This is a genomic window from Micromonospora sp. NPDC049529 (assembly GCF_055586685.1).
Genome location: NZ_JBVJHT010000028.1, coordinates 31,009 through 47,418, shown reverse-complemented (window position 1 = coordinate 47,418; position 16,410 = coordinate 31,009). Strand labels below are relative to the sequence as shown.

Annotated in this window: 16 protein-coding genes; 10 read left to right on the top strand and 6 right to left on the bottom strand. The window is 71.8% G+C overall.

From position 1 onward, the window contains the following. Positions 1 to 8: 8 nt before the first annotated feature. Positions 9 to 1,889 (bottom strand): DUF1800 domain-containing protein, encoded by a 1,881-nt coding sequence (locus ACZ6QQ_RS33715; protein WP_465881820.1) that lies wholly within the window; start codon positions 1,887 to 1,889, stop codon positions 9 to 11. A gap of 107 nt (positions 1,890 to 1,996) precedes the next feature. Between ACZ6QQ_RS33715 and ACZ6QQ_RS33710 the strand changes: the two genes are divergently transcribed. The 4 genes from ACZ6QQ_RS33710 to ACZ6QQ_RS33695 all read left to right on the top strand — a co-directional run bounded on the left by ACZ6QQ_RS33710 (position 1,997) and on the right by ACZ6QQ_RS33695 (position 6,065). Beyond that, positions 1,997 to 2,098, top strand: a complete 102-nt coding sequence (locus ACZ6QQ_RS33710; protein ID WP_465881819.1) for a DUF6412 domain-containing protein — start codon at positions 1,997 to 1,999, stop codon at positions 2,096 to 2,098. A 137-nt stretch (positions 2,099 to 2,235) separates the two neighbouring features. Further along, the gene (locus tag ACZ6QQ_RS33705) at positions 2,236 to 2,979 is read left to right on the top strand and encodes a YidC/Oxa1 family membrane protein insertase (protein ID WP_465881817.1); all 744 of its coding nucleotides are present in this window, start codon (positions 2,236 to 2,238) and stop codon (positions 2,977 to 2,979) included. Positions 2,980 to 3,067: 88 nt separating this feature from the next. Next, positions 3,068 to 4,468: a carbohydrate-binding protein gene (locus tag ACZ6QQ_RS33700; RefSeq protein WP_465881816.1), complete on the top strand. Its 1,401-nt coding sequence runs from the start codon at positions 3,068 to 3,070 to the stop codon at positions 4,466 to 4,468. A gap of 172 nt (positions 4,469 to 4,640) precedes the next feature. Further along, entirely contained in the window at positions 4,641 to 6,065 is a 1,425-nt protein-coding gene (locus ACZ6QQ_RS33695) for a chitinase (protein ID WP_465881815.1), read from the top strand. A 176-nt stretch (positions 6,066 to 6,241) separates the two neighbouring features. Here the strand turns inward: ACZ6QQ_RS33695 and ACZ6QQ_RS33690 are convergent, their stop codons facing one another. Next, positions 6,242 to 6,892 (bottom strand): DedA family protein, encoded by a 651-nt coding sequence (locus ACZ6QQ_RS33690; protein ID WP_465881814.1) that lies wholly within the window; start codon positions 6,890 to 6,892, stop codon positions 6,242 to 6,244. A 94-nt stretch (positions 6,893 to 6,986) separates the two neighbouring features. On the opposite strand from ACZ6QQ_RS33690, the gene ACZ6QQ_RS33685 reads away from it, so the two are divergent. Together ACZ6QQ_RS33685 and fabG are read left to right on the top strand one after the other, a co-directional pair. Further along, on the top strand, positions 6,987 to 8,645 hold the full coding sequence (locus ACZ6QQ_RS33685) for an alpha-amylase family protein (RefSeq protein ID WP_465881812.1): 1,659 nt from the start codon (positions 6,987 to 6,989) through the stop codon (positions 8,643 to 8,645). Between the two features lie 37 nt (positions 8,646 to 8,682). Then, complete coding sequence (fabG, locus tag ACZ6QQ_RS33680; protein ID WP_465881811.1) at positions 8,683 to 9,462, top strand: 3-oxoacyl-ACP reductase FabG; 780 nt, start codon at positions 8,683 to 8,685, stop codon at positions 9,460 to 9,462. 55 nt (positions 9,463 to 9,517) lie between these two features. On the opposite strand, the gene ACZ6QQ_RS33675 is transcribed toward fabG, so the two are convergent. Both ACZ6QQ_RS33675 and ACZ6QQ_RS33670 read right to left on the bottom strand, forming a co-directional pair. Beyond that, the gene (locus ACZ6QQ_RS33675) at positions 9,518 to 9,904 is read right to left on the bottom strand and encodes a hypothetical protein (RefSeq protein WP_465881896.1); all 387 of its coding nucleotides are present in this window, start codon (positions 9,902 to 9,904) and stop codon (positions 9,518 to 9,520) included. A gap of 76 nt (positions 9,905 to 9,980) precedes the next feature. Next, on the bottom strand, positions 9,981 to 10,400 hold the full coding sequence (locus ACZ6QQ_RS33670) for a hypothetical protein (RefSeq protein WP_465881809.1): 420 nt from the start codon (positions 10,398 to 10,400) through the stop codon (positions 9,981 to 9,983). Positions 10,401 to 10,541: 141 nt separating this feature from the next. Between ACZ6QQ_RS33670 and ACZ6QQ_RS33665 the strand changes: the two genes are divergently transcribed. The 3 genes from ACZ6QQ_RS33665 (at position 10,542) to ACZ6QQ_RS33655 (ending at position 13,655) form a co-directional block, all read left to right on the top strand. Continuing rightward, complete coding sequence (locus ACZ6QQ_RS33665; RefSeq protein WP_465881808.1) at positions 10,542 to 11,252, top strand: hypothetical protein; 711 nt, start codon at positions 10,542 to 10,544, stop codon at positions 11,250 to 11,252. 161 nt (positions 11,253 to 11,413) lie between these two features. Continuing rightward, a complete protein-coding gene (locus ACZ6QQ_RS33660) occupies positions 11,414 to 12,319 on the top strand; it encodes a Gfo/Idh/MocA family protein (RefSeq protein WP_465881806.1) in 906 nt (301 codons plus the stop codon). Positions 12,320 to 12,398: 79 nt separating this feature from the next. Next, entirely contained in the window at positions 12,399 to 13,655 is a 1,257-nt protein-coding gene (locus ACZ6QQ_RS33655; protein WP_465881805.1) for an erythromycin esterase family protein, read from the top strand. A 34-nt stretch (positions 13,656 to 13,689) separates the two neighbouring features. Here ACZ6QQ_RS33655 and manD read toward each other — a convergent pair whose 3' ends face one another. Then, on the bottom strand, positions 13,690 to 14,901 hold the full coding sequence (manD, locus tag ACZ6QQ_RS33650; protein ID WP_465881804.1) for a D-mannonate dehydratase ManD: 1,212 nt from the start codon (positions 14,899 to 14,901) through the stop codon (positions 13,690 to 13,692). Positions 14,902 to 15,088: 187 nt separating this feature from the next. Between manD and ACZ6QQ_RS33645 the strand changes: the two genes are divergently transcribed. Beyond that, positions 15,089 to 15,775, top strand: a complete 687-nt coding sequence (locus tag ACZ6QQ_RS33645; RefSeq protein ID WP_465881802.1) for a hypothetical protein — start codon at positions 15,089 to 15,091, stop codon at positions 15,773 to 15,775. Positions 15,776 to 15,871: 96 nt separating this feature from the next. Here ACZ6QQ_RS33645 and ACZ6QQ_RS33640 read toward each other — a convergent pair whose 3' ends face one another. Further along, entirely contained in the window at positions 15,872 to 16,402 is a 531-nt protein-coding gene (locus ACZ6QQ_RS33640) for a MarR family winged helix-turn-helix transcriptional regulator (RefSeq protein WP_465881801.1), read from the bottom strand. Between the last annotated feature and the right edge of the window lie 8 nt (positions 16,403 to 16,410).

Genomic DNA, 16,410 nt, shown 5'->3' with positions numbered 1-16,410 from the left:
GTCTCTCCTCAGCGCAGCGCGTGGTAGATCGAGTCGAGGAAGAGCGGGGCCAGGTGTTCGATCTTGCCGCCGAGGGTGGCGTTCTTGACCGCCGTACCCTCCTTCGAGCCGAGGAAGGCCAGCAGCGCCTGCTTGTCCTTGGCGGCCAGCGGCTGTTGCAGCAACCGGGCGGCGAGGGCGTCGAGGTATTCGCCGGTGGTCGGTGGACGCTTGCCCACCAACCCCTCGGGCTTCGGGTACGACAGCCCCCTCTGCGCCCCCTGCACCAGCGCCCGGTGGCTGTTCCAGATGGCCAGGGTGGCGTGTGCCGATCGCCACGCCGCCGCCACGTCGGGGTAGCCGTTCGGCGGCACCCAGCCCAGCGGCGGCTGCCCGAAGCGCTGCGTCAACCGGTAGAGCCCCTCGATTCCGGCGCGGGTGTCGGCACCGGGTGCGACCCCGAGCGAGCGGGCGGTGGCGACGAAGTTCTCCAGCGGCCGGCGGGCCTTGAGCCCGGTCGAGATCCAGAACTCCTGCGAGCGGAACAGGACCCGCAGCACCGGGGCGATCGCGGTCCCGTTGGCCAGGTACGCCTCGGCCAGCCGCTGCACCAGGTGGTGCGGCGGGGTGTCGGCGACGAACCGGACCGCAAGCTTGCGGGCGATGTTCTTCGCCGTCGCCTCGTGGGTGGCCAGGTATTGCAGGTAGCGGTCGCCGACGGCGAGCCCCTTGGCCCGGGACGGGTTCTTGTCGGTGAAGCCGAGCACCTTGACCGGGTCGACCCAGTGCCGGTCGGCCTCGTACCGGAACTCGCCCTCGTTCGTGACGGTCCGGCCGGTCATGATGTACGCGCTGTTGCGTACGTCGGATTCGGTGTAACCGCCGTCGATCCCGACCGTGTGCAGTTCGAGCAGTTCCCGACCGTAGTTCTCGTTCACCGACCGGCGGTGCGACTCGTTGTTGTTCAGGTAGCGCAGCATGGCCGGGTTGCGGGCGCTGGCGGCGAGCATGTCGGAGAACCTGCCGAGCGCGTGCTTGCGGATGACCTGGGTGTCGAACGAGGTGCGTACGTCCCAGCCGCCGTCGAACGGGTTGGTCACGTTCAGGTGGTTGGACCAGAAGTCGACCATCACCTCGAAGAGTTGGCGGCTGCTCCAGAACTGGCGGGCCAGGGTGGCGTGGCCCAGTTCGTACTGGGCGGCCCAGTCGAACTCCTTGACCGCGCGCCGGATCTGCGCGGTGGACATGCCGACGGTGGGGAACGAGCCGAGCACCTGGTCGCCGATCGGGTCGGCGACCTTGCCCGGGTCGAGCTGCGCCTCGATCCAGGCGTCGATGCCGGACGCGCGGACGGCGTCCGCCTCGGTCCGGGTCGGCCCGAAGGAGGCCCGGCGCAGCAGGTGCAGCACCGGGTCGCGGCTGAGCGGGTTGGGGAAGACGGGGGTCGCCTTCAGCGCCGCCTCGGCGGCCTTCGCCGGGGTCTCGGCGAGCCCGGCGGCGCCGAAGTTGATCGACTCGCCGAGTGACTGGCTGTAGCTGGCGTCGCGGTCGGCGAAGGAGCCCGCGTCGCGGGGTGACCGGGTCGAGGTCGCCTGGTCGCTCACGGCCGCGGCGATCCCACCACCCCCACCGAGTACGGCGGCGGCCGAGCCGACCGCGCCGGTGGCGACCGCGGCGGCGCCGAGTCCGATGACCACCTGGCGGCGGTTGCGCAGCAGGGTGAACAGGGCCGGTTCGCCGGCTCGGGCGGCGCGGGCCATCGTGCCGAGCACCGGCGCCAGCCGACCTGATCCGCCCCGGCCAGCCCCGGCCCGGCGCTCGACGCCGGTTCCGGTCGCCCGTCGGGCGGGTGCCCGGTGCCGGGATTGCCCGTCGCGCTCCGCCGAGCCCGGCTGTTCCCGCTCGGCCATCCTGGGCGCACCTCTTCGTCGATCCGGGGTTGGGTGGGCGTCCGACAGCCAGCGCCCCAGGCGCACCCTAGCCAGCCGCTGAGTCGGCGCTCAACCATCGAGACGGAATGTTAAGCCGGAGCAAAGGAACCGCCCCGGCTCGGCTCGATCCGGACGGGGCCGGTCGGCCCCGTCCCCGGGCACCGACGGTGCTCCTCCCGGCCGCGTAGCGGCTCTTCCTCCCCGCCGCACGCGGCCGATTCCGCCTTTCATCGTCCACATCGGATGTTGTCTCCGGCTCCGCGCCCGGTGCTGACCACGCGCACCCGGTGCCGAGCCTTCCCGGAATCGGACCGAGGGGTTCACCATGCTCGCCTTCGCACCACTCGACGGCGCCGTCGGCGTCGCCGCCACCGTCGTCCACGCGCTCGCCACGGCGGTCACGCCACTGGCCGGCACCGCCGCCACCGCCGTCGCCGTCGTGCTCTTCACGATCGCCGTACGCCTGCTGATCACGCCCCTGACCGTGGCCCAGGTACGCGGCGAGCGGCGTCGGGCCGCGCTCGCCCCGCAGCTGCGGGAACTCCAGCGGCGGTACGGCAAGGACCGGGCCCGGTTGCAGCAGGAGATGATCAAGTTGCACCGGGAGGCCGGGGCGAGCCCGCTCGCCGGTTGCCTGCCGGGGCTGTTGCAGGTGCCGTTCTTCGTGGTCATGTACCACCTCTTCACCGCTGCCGGCCCGGTCGGTGGTGGTGCCGGGCTGCTCACCGAGCGACTGGCCGGGGTGCCGCTCGGGCACCACGTCGCGGACGGACTCGGCGGCGCGGCGGGGCCGCTGTTCGGCGTACTGCTGGTGCTGTTGCTGGGATTGGCCTGGTGGACGTCGCGGCGGATGCGTCGGGACGCGGCCGTGTCCGCCGCGCAGCCCGGCGGTACGGAGCAGCCCGGCGCCGCCGTGCTGGCCCGGCTGCTGCCGCTGCTGCCGTACGGGACGGTGCTGGCGGCGCTGGTGCTGCCGTTGGCGGCGGTGCTCTACCTGGTCACCACTACCGCCTGGACGGCTCTGGAACGGGCGGTGTTGCGCCGGCCGGTGCAGGTGGCGACCACCTAGACATCGACAAACGTTGACATATGTGGGCCCGGGACGTACAACCGGACGGAGAGCGCTCTCTCATCCGTCCCGTAGAGAGGCCAACATCATGACCAGCACCGTCCCGGCCCCGGCCGGAACCACCCCGAGACGACGGCGGCTGCTGCTGCTGGCCGTGCTCACCGCGCTCGTCACCGTGGTGAGCACGGTCTCGGTGACCGCCCGTGCCGCCGTACCACCGACCCCGCCCGGCTGGAGTCTGGTGTGGAGCGACGACTTCACCGGCGCCGCCAACACCCTGCCGTCGGCCGGCAACTGGATCATCGACACCGGCACCAGCTATCCGGGCGGCCCACCCAACTGGGGCACCGGTGAGATCCAGACCTACACCAACAGCACCGCCAACGTCAGTCACGACGGAGCCGGCAACCTGCGGATCACCCCGATCCGGGCCGCGAACGGCCAGTGGACCTCGTCCCGGATCGAGACCGTACGGACCAACTTCAAGCCGCCGGCCGGTGGTGTGCTCGCCATCGAGGGCCGGATCCAGATGCCGAACGTGACCGGTGCCGCCGCTGCCGGATACTGGCCGGCGTTCTGGGCGCTCGGTGCGCCGTACCGGGGCAACTACCAGAACTGGCCGGCCATCGGCGAGTTCGACGTGATGGAGAACGTCAACGGGATCAACTCGGTCTGGGGCGTACTGCACTGCGGGGTCGCGCCGGGCGGGCCGTGCAACGAGTTCAACGGCATCGGCGCCAACCGGGCCTGCCCCGGCTCCACCTGCCAGTCGACGTTCCACACGTACCGCTTCGAGTGGGACAGCGGGTCCAGCCCGCAGCAACTGCGCTGGTACGTCGACGGCCAGCTCTACCACACGGTCACCGAGACCCAGGTCGGCCAGCCGCACTGGAACAACATGACCAGCCACGCCGGCTACTTCCTGCTGCTCAACGTGGCGATGGGCGGCTCGTTCCCGAACGGGGTGGCCGGTGGCACCACGCCGACGGCGGCCACCGTCTCCGGCCGGCCGATGCTGGTCGACTACGTCGCGGTCTGGAGCCGGGGCGGTGGCACCCCGCCGACCACCCCGCCGCCCGGCGGTGGCGACGCGTACTCGACCATCCAGGCCGAGGCGTACAGCGGGCAGAACGGCGTACAGGTCGAGGCGTGCAGCGAGGGCGGGCAGAACCTGAGTCACCTGGCCGCCGGTGACTGGGCCCGGTTCGACAACATCGACTTCGGCAGCACGCCGGCCCGCGACTTCGTGGCCCGGGTCGCCTCCGGTGCCCCCGGTGGGGTGAGTGGCCTGGTCGAGGTACGCCTGGACAGCCCGACCAACCCGCCGATCGGCAGCTTCTCGCTCTCCAACACCGGTGGTTGGCAGAGCTGGCGTTCGGTGCCCGGCAACGTCACCCCGACCACCGGCCGGCACACCGTCTACCTGACCTTCGGCAGCGGCCAGCCGGCCGACTTCGTCAACGTCAACTGGATCATCTTCCGGCGCTGACCGGCGCCGCCCCGCCGAGGCGCCAGGGGCCCCTTCCGCATCGCAAATCCGATGGGAGGGGGCCCTTCCTTTGCATTTGCCGGCACCGGGGTCTGGACAGAAACAGTTAAGAGTCTTAATAATTGGCCAACTGTCGATGGCTGCCGATGCCTGACCGGCCGTGGAGGCCCGCATGAAGCGCTCCAGAATCCTGCTCCTGTCCTTGATCACGACCCTGGTGGCGGCATTCGGCGCTGTCTGGGTGGCGATGCCGGCGTTCGCCGCCGGTCCGACGGCGACCTTCGTGAAGGTCTCCGACTGGGGTTCGGGTTGGGAGGGGAAGTACACCGTCACCAACGGCGGGACGACCACCCTCACTTCCTGGACGGTGGTCTTCGATCTGCCGGCGGGGAGCACCGTCGGGACCTTCTGGGACGCCTCGATGACCTCGTCGGGCCAGCGGTTCACGTTCACCAACCGGTCCTGGAACGGGACCCTGGCGCCGGGCGCGTCGACGTCGTTCGGGTTCAACGGCACCGGCCCGGGCAGCCCGACCAACTGCACCCTCAACGGCGCCGCGTGCGGTGGTGGCACCACACCCACCACCCCACCGACGACCCGGCCGCCGACCACCCCGCCCACCACGCCACCGACCACCCGGCCGCCGACCACGCCGCCGCCCACCACCACCCCGCCGGTCACGCCGCCGCCGAACTCGCCGCTGCCGAAGCACTTCCTCACCGGCTACTGGCACAACTTCGACAACCCCGCCGTCGAACTGCGGCTGCGTGATGTCCCCAACGAGTACGACCTGATCGCGGTCGCGTTCGCCGAGGCGACCAGCACCCCCGGCGCGGTCACCTTCGGCATCGACCCCGGCCTGTCCAGCGCGCTCGGCGGCTACACCAACGCCAACTTCATCAGCGACGTACAGACCCTGCACTCGCGGGGCAAGAAGGTGATCCTCTCGGTCGGCGGCGAGACCGGCCGGGTCGCGGTCAACGACGCCGCCTCCGCGACCAACTTCAGCAACACCGTCTACGGCCTCATCCAGCAGTACGGCTTCGACGGCGTCGACATCGACCTGGAGAACGGGCTCAACCCGACCTACATGGGCCAAGCGCTGCGCAGCCTGCGGAGCAGGGTCGGCGCCAACCTCATCATCACGATGGCACCGCAGACCATCGACATGCAGAACCCGACGGTCAGCTACTTCAAGCTCGCGCTCGACATCCGGGACATCCTCACCGTCGTACACACCCAGTTCTACAACTCCGGCTCGATGCTCGGTTGCGACCAGCAGTTCGCGTACAGCCAGGGAACGGTCAACTTCATGACCGCGCTCGCCTGCACGCAACTGGAGGCCGGACTCCGGCCCGACCAGGTGGCGCTCGGCCTGCCGGCCGGACCCGGCGCGGCCGGCGGCGGCATCGTCGCACCGGCCCTGGTCAACCAGGCGCTCAACTGCCTCGCCCGGGCGACCAACTGCGGCAGCTTCGTGCCGCCGCGCACCTACCCCGGCATCCGGGGCGCGATGACCTGGTCGATCAACTGGGACGTCTCGAACGGCAACAACTTCGCCCGTACGGTCAAGCCGCACCTCGCCACGCTGCCGTGACCGCCGTACCCCCGACCACCGGCGCCGCCCGGCACTGAGGATCGGTCGCCGCCGGCACCCGGCCGGCACCCGTACCGATCACCGCGACCCGCAACCAGGGCGCGCGGGACGAGTGGCCGATCAACGACGATCGGCCGCTTGTCCCGCGTCCGGGGTCGAGCGGACCGGAGTACGGGTCAGCGGACCGAGGTGCGTTCGGGCTCGTCCCGGCTTTCCGTACGGCGGGACCGGCGGCGGCGCAGCCGCTTGACCACCCAGGTCGAGACGACGAGGACGAAAGCGGCAAGCAGCGCCAGGTCGAACCAGGTGCTGTACTGCTCGATCCGCTGCCAGCGCGAGCCGAGCGCGTAACCGAGCCCGATGAAGATCGAGTTCCAGATGCCGCTGCCCAGCGTGGTCAGGGCCAGGAACCGGCCGATCGGCATGTGGTTCGCGCCGGCCGGCACCGAGACCAGGCTGCGGACCACCGGCACCATCCGGCCGAACAGCACCGCCCAGTTCCCGTACCGCTCGAACCAGCGGTCGGCCCGATCCAGGTCGTCCGCGTCCACCAGCGGGATCCGGTCGAGCCAGCGTTTGAGGCGTTCCTCGCCGAGGGCCGCGCCGAGCCAGTAGAGCGCGAGCGCCCCGGCCACCGAGCCGACCGTCGCCGCGACCCCCATCACGAAGACGTTGGCGCGTCCCTCGCCGGCCAGATAGCCGGCCAGCGCGAGCACGATCTCGCTCGGCACCGGCGGCACGAGATTCTCCAGGGCCACCAGCAGGCCGACCCCGAGCGGACCCAGTGCCTCGATGACCGAGGTCACCCATCCCGTCAGTCCACCCATGGGAACTTCCTACCCACCACGATCCACTTCTACACCGGCCGCTCCGACCAGGCAGGCGTTTGCCGGTACGGCCCACCGGAAAAGGCAGTCCGGCATGGGCGACCGGTGGTATTCCGAGGCAGTCGTCTACTGCCTCGACATCGACACGTACGCGGACAGCGACGGCGACGGGGTCGGTGACCTGCGTGGGCTGATCGGCCGGCTGGACTACCTGGCCCGGCTGGGGGTGACCTGCCTGTGGCTGCACCCGATCCACCCGTCACCGAACCGGGACGACGGCTACGACGCCACCGACTTCTACAACGTCGACCCGCGCTTCGGCACGCTCGGCGACTTCGCCGAACTGCTGCACCAGGCCCGAAACCGGGGCATCCGGGTGATCATCGACCTGGTGGTGAACCACACCTCCGACCAGCACCCGTGGTTCCGCTCCGCCCGCTCGTCACCGGACTCGCCGTACCGGGACTGGTACGTCTGGTCCGACGCGGCGCCGCCGGACCGTAAGCAGGGCATGGTCTTCCCCGGCGAGCAGGACGAGACGTGGACCTACGACCGGACCGCCAAGGCCTGGTACTACCACCGGTTCTACGAGTTCCAGCCGGACCTGAACATGGCCAACCCGGCGGTCCGGGAGGAGATCAAGAAGATCATCGCGTTCTGGCTCCAGCTCGGCGTCTCCGGGTTCCGGATCGACGCGGTGCCGTTCATCATCGAGCTGACCGAGCCGGGAAACCCGGACTCGCCTAAGGACTTCGAGTTCGTCACCGAACTGCGCCAGCACGCCCAGTGGCGCCGGGCCGACGCGGTCCTGCTGGCCGAGGCGAACGTCGAACCGGCCCAGCTCGTGCACTACTTCGGCGACCGGGGCGGGTCCGCCAACCGGCTGCACATGCTGTTCGACTTCATGCTCAACGGCCGGTTGGTGCTCGCTCTGGCCCGGCAGGACCCGGAGCCGATCATCGAGGCGCTGCGGGACACCCCCGAACTGCCGTACGGCGGGCAGTGGGCCACCTTCCTGCGCAACCACGACGAGATCGACCTGTCCCGGCTCACCGCCGAGCAGCGCGACCAGGTGTTCCAACAGTTCGGGCCGGACGAGCACATGCGCCTCTACGGCCGGGGGATCCGGCGGCGGTTGGCCCCGATGCTCGGCGGCGACCGGCGGCGGATCGAGCTGGCGTACGCGTTGCAGTTCTCGCTGCGCGGTACGCCGGTGCTCCGCTACGGCGAGGAGATCGGCATGGGGGAGGACCTGTCGTTGAACGGCCGGGACGCGATCCGTACCCCGATGCAGTGGTCCTTCCAGGACAACGCGGGGTTCTCCACCGCCGCGCCGGAGGAGCTGATCCGCCCGGTCATCACCGGCGGCGAGTACGGCTACGAGCGGGTCAACGTCACCGCCCAGCGGCACGACCCCGGTTCGCTGCTGTCCTGGTTCGAGCGGATGATCCGTACCCTGCGGGAGGCGCCGGAGGTCGGCTCGGGCCGGTGCGCGGACCTGAACCGGGTGATGCCGCCGGGGGTGCTGGCGCACCGCGCCGACGGCCCGACCGGCACGATGCTCTTCCTGCACAACCTCGGTACGTCCGACGCCGTGGTCGACCTCGGTGACCTGTACGCCGAGGCGGAACTCCCCGGTGACGTGCTCGCCGACCAGGAGTACGCCCCGGTCGGCAAGCTCGACGCGCTGGCCGTCGCCGGGTACGGCTACCGCTGGATCCGGTTGCACCGCGGGCCGGGCATGCTGGGTTAAGCTCCTCCCGCCGAGCCTAAGTTACCGGGAGGTAAGTATGTCGGAGCAGTCCGCCGCCGGGTCCGAGCAGTCCCGCGTCGCCATCGTCACCGGCGCCGCCCGAGGCATCGGCGCGGCCACCGCCCAGCGGCTCGCCGCCGACGGCCTGGCCGTCGCCGTGGTCGACCTGGACGAGTCGGCGGCCGGGGCGACCGTCGCGTCGATCGTCGCGGCCGGTGGCCGGGGGGTGGCGGTCGGTGCCGACGTGGCCGACCGGGAGCAGGTGCGGGGTGCGGTCGAGCGGATCGCCGCCGAACTCGGCCCGCCGTCGGTGCTGGTGAACAACGCCGGGGTGCTCCGGGACAACCTGCTGTTCAAGATGACCGACGCGGACTGGGACACGGTGCTGGGCGTGCACCTGCGCGGTGCGTTCCTGTTCACCCAGGCCGCCCAGAAGTACATGGTCGAGCAGCGCTGGGGCCGGATCGTCAACCTCTCCAGCACCTCCGCGCTGGGCAACCGGGGCCAGGCGAACTACGCCGCGGCAAAGGCCGGGCTCCAGGGCTTCACCAAGACCCTGGCGATCGAGCTGGGCCCGTTCGGTATCACCGCCAACGCGGTGGCGCCCGGTTTCATCGTGACCGACATGACCGCCGCGACCGCCGCCCGGATCGGGGTCGACTTCGACGAGTTCCAGCGGGCCGGCGCCGCCGAGATCCCGGTCCGCCGGGTCGGCCGACCGGAGGACGTGGCGCACACCATCTCGTACCTGGCCAGTGAGGGGGCGTCGTTCGTCTCCGGTCAGGTGATCTACGTGGCCGGCGGCCCGCGCGACTAGCCGGCGACCGCCCGGCCCTCGGGCAGCTCGCGGTGCCGACCGGCTTCGCGGGCGGTCAGGCCGCTTCGCGGGTGCGGCGCAGCCAGAGCAGGCCGAGCACCGGCAGCACCAGCGGAATGTAGCCGTAACCCGCGCCGAAACCGGACCAGACCGTGTCGTCCGGGAACAGGGCCCGGTCGAGCAGGCTGGTCGCGCCGACCGCCAGCACCCCGACGAGTTCCACCGTGCAGCAGATCAGGGCGATCCGGCGACCGCCGCGCCCGGCGCGGGCCAGTCCGACGGTGGCCACGATGTAGACCACGGCGGCGAACGCGGAGAGCAGGTACGCCACCGGCGCCTCGTCGAATCTGGTGACGATCTGCAGGGTGGCGCGGGAGGTGGCGGCGATCGCGAACAGGATGTAGACCGCGATCAGCACCCGGCCCGGCCCGGCGTTGGTCACCCGCTGCGGCGGCTGCCGTACCGCCGACGACGGGTGCGTGCTCGACGTTCCGGTCCGCGACGAACCGGTCGATGGGTCAGCCACCGGTCACCTCCCAGGTCTGCTGGAGTCGTACCACCACGACCGGGATGACCAGGCAGACGACGGTCACGATCACCGAACCCCAGCGGGTCGGCTCCATCCGGGCCAGCACCCCGGCCAGCGGCGGCAGGCAGACCAGGGTGACCAGGTAGCCGAAGAAGGTGCCGGGCTCGCCGGGCTGCTCGCCGCCGGCCCAGGCTGCCAGCGCCAGGCCGGCGAGGACCAGCAGGCTCGCCTCCACGATCGCCAGGCCGACCAGGTGGGTCAGGTCCGGCGGCCGGTTGCGCAACGTCGTGATCAGGCTCCACCCGGCGAGTACGAGCGAGAGCACGATCGTCACCGTCACCAGGGAGCCGTTCACGCCCGACAGCCTAGTGAGCCCGGCTCCGGCCCCTCCGACCTGCCCACCAGGCATTCGTCACGGCTGGTCAGGCCATCAACACGCGTCTATCATCGGTCCGATCGGGCTCCGGGGTCGGGCCGCACCGGCGACCGGGGCGGTGGGGCTTCCGGGTCGGGCCCCGGTTGGGCGACACGGACCGTGGGGAGCGACGGCGTGGGCGCGACGGGTGTGTGGGCGTTGCTGATGGCCGGTGGTTTCGTCGTGCTCGCCCTGCTCGGGCTGGCGGTGCTGGCCGACCACTCGTACTCCCGTACCCCGCGTCCGGACCTGGACCGGCTGCGCGCGGAGGCCGACGAACTCGCCGCGCACGCCGCCCGGGCCCGGATCGACGCGACCGGGGCGGTGGAGCGGGCGGTCCTGGCCCGGGCCGAGGTGGCGGCGGCGGAGCAGGCCAGGGAAGCCGCCTGGGTCGCCCAGGAGAGCGTGGAGCAGGCGTACGACCGCGCCTGGCAGGCGGCGCTGGCCGGTCGCCGGGCGGCCGGGGTGATCGACAGTACGGCGCCCGCCGACGCGGACCGCGAACGGGCGGTGTCCCGGGCCGCGCTCTCGGCCTACCGGCGCGGGGACATCTCGGTGCAGGAGTTGCGCGAGGTCTTCCGCCGCTCGGGTGACTGGGATCCGGCCCAGGAGGAGCGGGAACGGGTGGCCGAGCGCTGCCGGATCGAGCAGGGCGCGGCCCGGCGGGCCCACGACCGGGCCGCGGCCGGATTCCGTCGGGCCGAACAGGCGGCCAGGGTCGCCGAGGTGGCCGCCGAGGCACTGGTCGACGAGGCGGCCGAATCCGCGGCCGAGGCCGACGAGGCCCTGCTGGCCCTGCGACGGCACACCGGCAGCCGCCGGTTCCTCCGCCTCCGGCGCGGATAGGAACGGCTCCCGGCACAACCGGTGAACGACCCTCCCGCACCGGCGGTGTGGACCGGACCGGGGGTGTCGCGGGGGTGGTGAGGCGTTAGGTTAACCACGGTGGCCGGGTTCGACGGCCACCGGCGCCACCCGCGCGGGCCGGGTGAGGAGAGGAGCCGGCGTTGCTACGGTTCGGGCTGTTCGGCACGGGTCACTGGGCCGCCGAGACCCACGCGGCGGCGCTCACCGCGCACCCGAAGGCGCAACTCGCCGGCATCTGGGGCCGTGACCACGACAAGACCAGGGCGCTGGGCCAGCGGTACGGCGTACCGGCGTTCGACGACGTGGACGAGTTGATCGAGACCGTCGACGCGGTCGCCGTCGCGCTGCCGCCGGACATCCAGGCCGACATCGCGGTCCAGGCCGCCATCGCCGGCAAGCACCTGCTGCTGGACAAGCCGCTGGCGCTGAGCCTGCCCGACGCCGAGCGGGTGATGAGTGCCACCGCGCGGGCCGGAGTGGCGTCGCTGGTCTTCTTCACCAACCGGTTCCACCCGAACGTGGCCGGATTCCTCAGCGCGACCGCGGCGGCCGGCGGCTGGTACGGCGCCCGCGCCACCATGTACGCCTCGATCTTCGAGCCGGGCAACCCGTACGGCGCGTCGCCGTGGCGGCGGGAGCGGGGCGCGCTCTGGGACATCGGCCCGCACGCCCTGTCGATCATCGTGCCGGTGCTCGGCCGGGTGACCCAGGTGGCCGCGTTGGGCGGCCCACGGGACACCGTCCACCTGCTGCTCGCCCACGCCACCGGCGCGACCAGCACCCTCTCGCTGACCCTGAACGCGGCACCCGCGGCCCGTGCCTTCGACTTCGTCTTCTACGGGGAGAACGGCGTGGAGAGCGTGCCGAGCGGGGACGGCACCGCCGTGCAGGCCCTCTCGCTGGCCCTGGACCAGTTGGTCGAGGACGTCGACTCGGGTAACCGGGACAACCTGTGTGACGTGCGGTTCGGCCGCGAGGTGGTGGCCGTACTCGACGCCGCCGAGGCGGCCCGCCGGCAGAGCCGTACCGTTCGGCTGCCGGGCTGAGCCGACGCCCGGCCGTCGCGGCGGGGAGCGCGGCGCCCGGCGGGCGGTTTGTGGCCCGGTCGGCCGGGTAGGCCCGGACATGCAGGTGCACCGGCTCGGGGGACCGGGCGACTTCGATCCGTTACTGGCCCACGCCGGCCGCGCCCGGGTGGTGATGCTGGGCGAGGCGAGCCACGGCGGGTACGACTACTACCGGTTGCGCGAGCAGTTGACCCGGCGGCTGATCGCCGAGTGCGGGTTCAACTTCGTCGCCGTCGAGGGCGACTGGCCGGACTGCGACCGGGTGCATCTGTCGGTGACCTCCGCACCGGGCGGCGACCCCGACCCGCAGATCGCGCTCGAACGGTTCGAGCGCTGGCCGACCTGGATGTGGGCCAACGCCGAGGTGGCCCGGTTCTGCCGCTGGCTGCGCGCCTGGAACTCCGACCGGCCGGAACCGGAGCGGGTCGGCTTCCACGGGCTCGACGTCTACAGCCTGTGGGACTCGATGCAGGCGATCCTCGACTACCTGGGCGAGGACGACCCGGCGGCGGTGGCCGCCGCGCAGGCGGCGTACCGCTGCTTCGAGCCGTACGGGCAGCAGGTCGAGGAGTACGGGCTGGCCAGCCGGTTCGTCTCGGCCAGCTGCGAGGACGAGGTGATCCGGCTGCTGGCAACGGTCCGCGCCCGCGCCGCCGCCGACGGGGCGGACCGGTTCGCCGCGTGGCAGAACGCCGAGGTGGTGGCGGGGGCGGAGCGGTACTACCGGGCCATGGTCGCGGGCGGCCCGCAGTCGTGGAACGTACGCGACACCCACATGGCGGACACGCTCGACCGACTGCTGGAGCGGTACGGCCCGGACACCCGCGCGGTGGTCTGGGCGCACAACACCCACATCGGTGACGCACGGGCCACCGACATGGCCGACGCCGGCATGATCAACATTGGTCAGCTGGCCCGCGAGCGGCACGGGGACGACGCGGTGGCCCTGATCGGCTTCGGCGGCTACCAGGGAACGGTGGTCGCCGCGCCCCGCTGGGGAGCACCGGCCGAGATCATGACCGTGCCGCCGGCCCGCCCCGGCTCGCTGGAGGACCGGCTGCACGGCATGCTGCCCGAACGGGCGCTGCTGGTGCTCTCCCACGGCGACCGCCCGCAGTGGCTGAACGAGCCGGCCGACCACCGGGCGATCGGGGTCGTCTACGACCCGTCGTTCGAGGAGTGGGGCAACTACGTCCCGACCCGGCTGGCCGACCGGTACGACGGGTTCATCTGGTGCGACCAGACCACCGCCGTACACGAGTTGCAGGCCTTCGCGGAGCCGGGCGAGCTGGAGACGTACCCGGCCGGGCTCTGAGGGCGACCCCGCGCGGCCCGGCGGCGGCCGGTCGTCACCAGTCGTGCATCGAGCCGTCGGTGAGCCGGTTCACCGGCAGGTACCTCGGCGTGTACGGGTACCGCGCGGCGGCCTGCTCGTCGAACCGGACCCCGATGCCCGGCTCGTCGCCGAGGTGCAGCATCCCGTCGTCGAACCGGTAGCCGGCCTGGAACACCTCACCGGCCGGGTCGAGGTGGTCCATGTACTCCTGGATGCCGAAGTTGGGGATGGTCAGGTCGAGGTGCAGCGCGGCGGCGATGCCGATCGGGGAGATGTCCCCGGCACCGTGCGACCCGGACTTCACCCCGTAGGTGTCGGCGAAGTCGAAGACCCGTTTGGTGTGGGTGATCCCACCCGTGTGCGGCACCGACGTACGGATGTAGTCGATCAGGCGTTCGGCGATCAGGTCCTTGCAGTCCCAGATGGTGTTGAAGACCTCGCCGACCGCCAGCGGGGTGACGGTGTGCTGCCGGATCAGCCGGAACGCCGACTGGTCCTCGGCCGGCGTGCTGTCCTCGATCCAGAACATCCGGTACGGCTCCAGCGACCGCCCCAGCCGGGCCGCCTCGATCGGGGTGAGCCGGTGGTGCACGTCGTGCAGCAGGTGGAAGCCGTAACCGAGCTGGTCGCGGGTGGCGGCGACGAGCTTCGGCACGAAGTCGAGGTAGGCGGCGGTGTCCCAGACGTCCTCGGCCGGCCGGTCGTGCGCGGCCGGTTCGTAGGTCAGCCCGCCGCCGACCCGGATGCCGTAGGTCGAGGTGAGTCCGGGGATCGCGGACTGGACCCGGACCGCCCGGTAGCCGGCCTCCAGGAAGCGGGCCACGTCGGCCACCGCCTCCTCGATCCCGGCGCCGCTGGCGTGCCCGTAGACCGTGACACCGTCCCGGGCCGCGCCGCCGAGCAGCTGGTAGACCGGCAGACCGGCGGCCTTGCCCTTGATGTCCCAGAGGGCCACGTCGACGGCGCCGATGGCGGTCATCGTGACCGGACCCCGCCGCCAGTAGGCGCCCCGGTACAGGTACTGCCAGGTGTCGGAGATCCGTGCCGCGTCCCGCCCGACCAGCAGCGGCACGAGATGGTCCCGCAGGTACGACGCGACGGAGAGCTCACGGCCGTTGAGGGTGGCGTCGCCGTACCCGACCAGCCCGTCGTCGGTGGTGATCTTCAGGGTGACGTAGTTGCGGCCGGGACAGGTGACGAAGACGTCGGCGGCAATGATCTTCATGGGGTGCCTTCCGAGGGGACGGGCGAGGGCGGTGGCGGCTCCGGTGGGGTGGTGGTCCTCCAGGGCAGCGTATTGCCTTCGGTTTGGTCGATGTCCGGTTCGGGGTAGCAGGAGCGGTGGGCGGATCCCGTGGCGCCCCCGCGATCGGCGCGACAGGTAGCGGCCACGGACGACTCAAGGAGGACACATGCGTAGGTCGGCGATAGTGGCGGTGGCGACCCTGGCCGGACTGGGCCTGGCCGCGAGCGGCTGCACCGAGGGCAGCGGCGTCGGTCTGGCCACACCGAGCCCGTCCGGCGGCACCGGCACCGTGGCGCCGTCCGGCAGCGCCAGCGCCGCACCGGCGACCGGCGGTCCGGTGGCGTCCTGCGTGACCGGGGACTGGCGTACCGCCTCGGCCGCGGGGCAGGCCGGCGGGACGCTGGCCAGCGCCAGCATCAGCGGCGGGGACGGGGTGCTGGTCAAGGTCGGCCCGACCGGCGCGACCACGGTCGACTTCGCCGCGATGAAGCCGGTGACCTTCAAGGCGCAGCTCGGTGACGCCAGGATCGCCGGCACGTTCAGCTACGCCGGAAAGGCCAGCGGCACGGTCAGCACCGGCGCCGGTGGCGGCACCACCGGTGACTGGGCGCCCGTACCGCCGTTGCAGTGGGGCGACACCCGCGTCACCGTGACGTTGACCGAGCCGACGCCGGCCACGCTCTTCGAGAACGTCAAGATCTCCGAGTACGTCGGCGACGGTGCCAGCCGTACCGGCGACGTGGTCGACATCCAGCCGCTGCTCGGCGAGGGCCGTTACCAGTGCGGTGGGAACACGTTGACCCTGACCCCGAAGGATGCCGGCGGTCTGACCTGGGTGCTCAACCGCGCCTGACCCGACGGCGGTCCGGTGTCACCCGGCTGCCTCGATCCGAGGCCGGTCCCGTCCTGGGGCCGGCCTCACCCGTGCCGGTCCCGTCGCGGTCCGGCCTCAGTCGTCGTAGTGCGCGGGCTCCGCGTCGCACGGGTCCGCCTCGGTGTCGCAGGGCTCCGGTTCGGTGTCCTGCTCGAATCCGGCCCGGACGATGTCGGAGATCTCCGCGAGCACGTCGAGCTGCTCCGGGGTGAGTACGTCGACCACCCAGCGCCGTACGTGCGACACGTGTTTCGGTGCCGCCCTCGTGATCTCCGCCAGGCCGGTGTCGGTGATCCGGATGAACGCGCCCCGGGGATCGGTGGCGCAGGGCTCCCGCTCGACCAGACCACGCCGGGCCATCCGCCCGAGGTGGTGGGTGAGCCGGGTCTTCTCCCACTGGAGGTGGGTCCGGAGCTGGAAGATCCGCAGCCGCTTCTCGGGCGCCTCGCTGAGGTGGACCAGCACGGCGTAGTCGCTCTCGGAGAGGCCGGTGTCGGCGAGCAGTCCGCGATTCAGCCGGCTGTGCAACTCCATCTGCATGGTGATGAAGGAACGCCAGGCACGCTGCTCCCGATCACTGAGCCATCGTTCCCCGTTCGCCGCCACCCGGCCAT